The organism is Rhodovulum sp. 12E13 (genome assembly GCF_003340565.1).
In the GTDB taxonomy this organism is placed as follows: Bacteria; Pseudomonadota; Alphaproteobacteria; order Rhodobacterales; family Rhodobacteraceae; genus HLUCCA09.
In genome coordinates, this window is sequence record NZ_QPLK01000075.1 from 1 (window position 1) to 4,171 (window position 4,171).

6 protein-coding genes are annotated in these 4,171 nt (G+C 61.9%); all 6 read left to right on the forward strand.

Annotation, left to right across the window (positions count from 1 at the left end; translation table 11 throughout):
* Positions 1-343: hypothetical protein (locus tag DLJ49_RS21575; RefSeq protein WP_233489370.1), on the forward strand; the 343-nt coding region annotated here is incomplete at its 5' end.
* Positions 344-463: 120 nt separating this feature from the next.
* The gene (locus DLJ49_RS21580) at positions 464-1,204 is read left to right on the forward strand and encodes a hypothetical protein (protein ID WP_147277386.1); all 741 of its coding nucleotides are present in this window, start codon (positions 464-466) and stop codon (positions 1,202-1,204) included.
* A 260-nt stretch (positions 1,205-1,464) separates the two neighbouring features.
* Positions 1,465-1,926, forward strand: coding sequence for an HNH endonuclease signature motif containing protein (locus DLJ49_RS20845; protein ID WP_115395430.1), 462 nt, complete (start codon positions 1,465-1,467; stop codon positions 1,924-1,926).
* 44 nt (positions 1,927-1,970) lie between these two features.
* Entirely contained in the window at positions 1,971-2,783 is an 813-nt protein-coding gene (locus tag DLJ49_RS20850) for a sigma-70 RNA polymerase sigma factor region 4 domain-containing protein (RefSeq protein ID WP_115395431.1), read from the forward strand.
* Positions 2,773-3,393 (forward strand): sigma-70 family RNA polymerase sigma factor, encoded by a 621-nt coding sequence (locus DLJ49_RS20855; protein WP_115395432.1) that lies wholly within the window; start codon positions 2,773-2,775, stop codon positions 3,391-3,393. Before DLJ49_RS20850 ends, DLJ49_RS20855 begins: the two co-directional genes overlap by 11 nt.
* Positions 3,394-3,437: 44 nt before the next feature.
* Positions 3,438-4,171 (forward strand): IS5 family transposase (locus tag DLJ49_RS20860; RefSeq protein ID WP_115395433.1); only part of this gene is annotated, 734 nt, incomplete at its 3' end.

A 4,171-nucleotide genomic window follows, 5' to 3' on the forward strand; every position in this document is an offset into this window, starting at 1 on the left:
GAGACACGCTCGAAAATCGGGCGATTTTTCACGATCTCTCGTCGAGCTGGTGGCCGACCGCCGTGCCGGGGATCGGTTTGCTCGACGAGCGAGCGCTATCCAGAACGTTCTTCAGCAGCCTGTTAAGGCCCATCTGGGCGGCTCCGGCCAGCCCAAGCAGTGGGAGAAAGAGACCTTCGAGCGCGCACTTGCCGGGCGCGGAGTCGTGCAGAAGAAGCTCAACGGCACGCGCTACTGGCGCGGCGTGTCGCTGACCGAGGAAGGAAAGAAGCTGGCGCAGCTGTCCGGTCAGGCAGTGCCTTGCCACCGGAACACCAAGGTCGCGGCCGTTGCTGCGGAATGACCTGCGGTCTCCCGTGAGGGCTCTCCCGCCGAGCCCCGTCGCTTCCGCGTCGGGGCCTTTTTTTTGCACATGAGACTGTGCAATAAAGGATCAACCTCGGCATCATTTGAGGCGTGATCAATGGAGCACATCGAGGATTTCTCGGACGAGCGGCATAAGGCCTGGTGCATCCAGTGCGGGAAGACCCTTTCATCTGTCCAAGGGGCTTCGAACAAGGATCATGTTCCTTCCCAATGCATGCTCGATAAAGAGGCGCCAGAAAATTTGCCAGAGGTAAGGATATGCCGGGAATGCAATACCGGATTCTCAAGTGACGAAGAGTATTTTGTCGCGTTTCTTGGGTCAGTGATATCCGGAAACGCTGACCCCAAAGGCCAAGCATTGAAGCGCTCCGAGAGGATCCTGGCATCAAACCGGAAACTCCAACAGGATATCGAAAACAGCTTGACTGTCCAGAAAGACCCTTCCGGCAATAAGCGTGTTGTCTTCATCCCCAACATGGAGCGCATTTTGCGAGTTATCGTGAAGAATGCCCGAGGCCATGTTTATTTCGAGCATGGGCAACCCGCCTTCGGGGAGCCTGACCACGCCACCGCTGTTCCACTGGAGTTGCTATCCGAGGATCAAGCCGATGCTTTCTTGACCGTTGACCACGGAAACGCGTGGCCTGAAATTGGTAGTCGCATGATGGAGCGCTTGGCGGTCACCGCGTTCTGGGGCAACGATCCTGATTTCGTCGACGGGTGGGTGATTGTCCAGCCCGGCGTATACAGATACACTGTGATCGACGACGGTCGATTTGTTGTCCGGATTATTATGCGCGAATACCTCGCCGCACAGGTGATTTGGGAACGGGACTAAGCTCGCTTCAGTGTGACAAAGGCATCTTGCGTTTACCCTTATTTCCAAAGATCCTGCGCAGCCGGTGCTCAGAGATCAGGATCGTGTGGCAAGACTTGGGCGTGATGGTTTTCCCTTGCCGCGATCGGGGAATCGACATCGGCCAGTTCGCGACGACCGGGCCCTGGAAGCGCCCGGAAGTCGAGGCCGCCGTGCGATCGAGACTGGCGCGGATCGCGTTGACGTAGCGGATCCGCAGCGGGGGCGCGATCTCCCCCGGTATGAAACGCCGGGTCAAATATCGCTGGCTCTCCCCCGACGGGTATATCCACCTCGGGATGTCCGATGGCCGCATTGTTGCCGAGCACCGCCACGTATGGGAGTGCGCCTACGGCGCCATCCCTGACGGCCACCAAATCCACCACCGCGACGGCAACCGCGCGAACAATCGGCTCGAGAACCTGGTGCCGCTCTTGCCAGGTCACCACAAGCGCGAGCATGTCCAGCACTGGACCGGCCCAGGCGGCGAATGGTGGAAGCGCTGCACGAAGTGCGGCCGCGCTGCCCCCGAAGATGACTTTCCGACCAAGCGCTATGTCGATGGCGTCCGCAAGACCCGCGGCAACTGTCATGAGTGCGAGAGAGCGCGCTTGAGGGCGAAAAAAGGCCTCCCCGCCGAAGGAAATAGCCATCGAAATTTCGGCCGTTTTATCGGCCCTCGCGATTCCGTTTCTGGAGCCTGAAACCGGGGACTACCTGCTTTGAAACAGAGCAGGGAGTTTCTCCAATGGCAGATGGATCGCGGGTCGAAGTATCCCGGACAGACAGACAAGACGCGCTCGCGCGGGCGTGGAAAGAGCGCGGCGATGCTGCGGCTTTCGAAGAGCTCTGCCTCGATTTCCAGGGGATGGTCGTCAAGAACGCGGCGGCGGTGGCGCGCTGGTCCGGGATGGATCTGGAGGACCTGAAGGGCGCGGCGTGGGAAGCCGTTGTCGCGGCAGTCGACGGCTGGTCGCCGGAGCGCGGGCAAGCTGTGCTGTCGCATGTCAGCCGCAGGGTCCGCTTCGATGTCATGCGGTATGCTAATTTTCAGGGCTGCGCTTTCACCGTCCCGCGCAGCCGTCGCGAGGAACGGATGCGGAATCGCCTCCCCGCATTGCTCGCGAAGTATGAGGCATTGGGATGGGGCGAGACCACCGCCGCGGACCTGGCGGCGCGTGATCTTGGAGACGACCCGGCTGTCGTCCATGAGATGCTGTCGACCCGCCGGCCGTGCCGCTCGATCGGCCAGACGGTCGATGACGAGGAAACGGGTGCTGATCCGGTCTCCAGCGCGCCCAGCGCCGAAGAAGAGATCCTGCCCGCCCAGCGCGCCCGGATTGTTCGGGACCTTCTCAACGGCCTGACGCCTCTCCAGCGCCGCCTCGTGTCCGAGAAGGTCATGTCCAAGGGCCAGGGGCCGTCGCTCGACAGTCTCGCGGAAGAAACGGGCATAGGCCGCGGCCGCCTGTCTCGTGAGCTGCGTGACGCGCTGTCGCAAATGCGCGCCGCGCTCGCTGACCGCGGTCTCGAACTGGGGGACCTGGTCAATGACGAATGAAGAGCTTGTGCAGGAATATCGCGTGACCGGTCGTCAAGAGCTTCTCGATCGGCTCGTCATGCAGAATATGCCTCTCGTCTGGTCTGTGTGGAGAAAGATGCCTACGCACCTGCGCCCGCCGCGGGAAGACGTCGAAAGCGTCGGGGCGCTGGGGTTGATCCGGGCTGTCGAGAAGTTCGACCCCGAAAAGGGAAGCTATTCCGCGATCGCGGCGTGGTGGGTTCGGGCGGAGCTGGAAGCCGATATTTCCGGAGCGGCCGGCGGCATGATGCCGGCTCACCAGTCCAGGGTGCTTCTGTCTGTCGTCCCGCGTAAGATCAAAGCGCTCGTCGCCGAAGGGTGCTCTGAAAAAGAAGCGACAGAGCGGGTCTGTCGGGAGCGGAAAGTCGCCCGCAGAACACTGGAATCAGCCCGCGCTGTAGCTTCGGCGCGGTTCGACGACGTGGCCGATGTTGAGATCCGGGATGATGCCCCGGCGGTGGATGACTCCGCTCGGACGCGGGGGATCGTGGCTGAAATTATTGCGCAGATTGAGCCGAAACGAACACGCGATGTGATTTCACTGCGTTTTCTTGAAGATAAGGAAAGCCTGAAAAACCTCGCGCTCTGATCGGCTTAGGGTAGACTGGGCGGGACCACGAAGGAGGCCCCCCGATGCCCAAGCAGCCCGCCTTTCCCGGCCTCCGCCATGCGATGAAGAAGAAACAGACGCGGCGGGAGAGATTCCTCGCCGAGATGGAGGCGGTGGTGCCGTGGAGCCGCCTTCTCGCGCTGATCGCGCCGCACTATCCGAAGGCGGGGCCGAAGGGCGGGCGCCCGCCGATGCCGCTGGAGACGATGCTGCGGGTGTACTTTCTCCAGCAATGGTACGCGCTCAGCGACCCGATGGCCGAGGAGATGCTCTACGACAGCGACGCCATGCGGCACTTCGCGGGTATCGAGTTGGGTGACGACCGGATTCCTGACGAGACCACGATCCTGAACTTCCGACACCTACTGGAGAAGCACCGGTTGACCGAGAAGCTGTTCGCCGAGGTGAACGGCCACCTCGCCGACCAGGGGATCACGCTGCGCTCTGGCACCTTGGTCGATGCAACGATCATCGACGCGCCGTCTTCGACCAAGAACGAAGCCAAGGCCCGCGACCCCGAGATGTCGTCCACGAAGAAGGGCAATACCTGGTACTTCGGTATGAAGGCCCATGTGGGCGTGGATGCCGACAGCGGCATCGTACACAGCCTCGAGACCACGACGGCCAAGATGCACGACAGCCAGGTCTGGGACGAGCTCCTGCACGGCGCGGAGACATCGGTCTGGGCGGACAAGGGCTATGTCAGCGCCGCGCGGGAGGCCGCGTTCTCCGGCCCCGGCAAGTTCTGGGGCGTCAT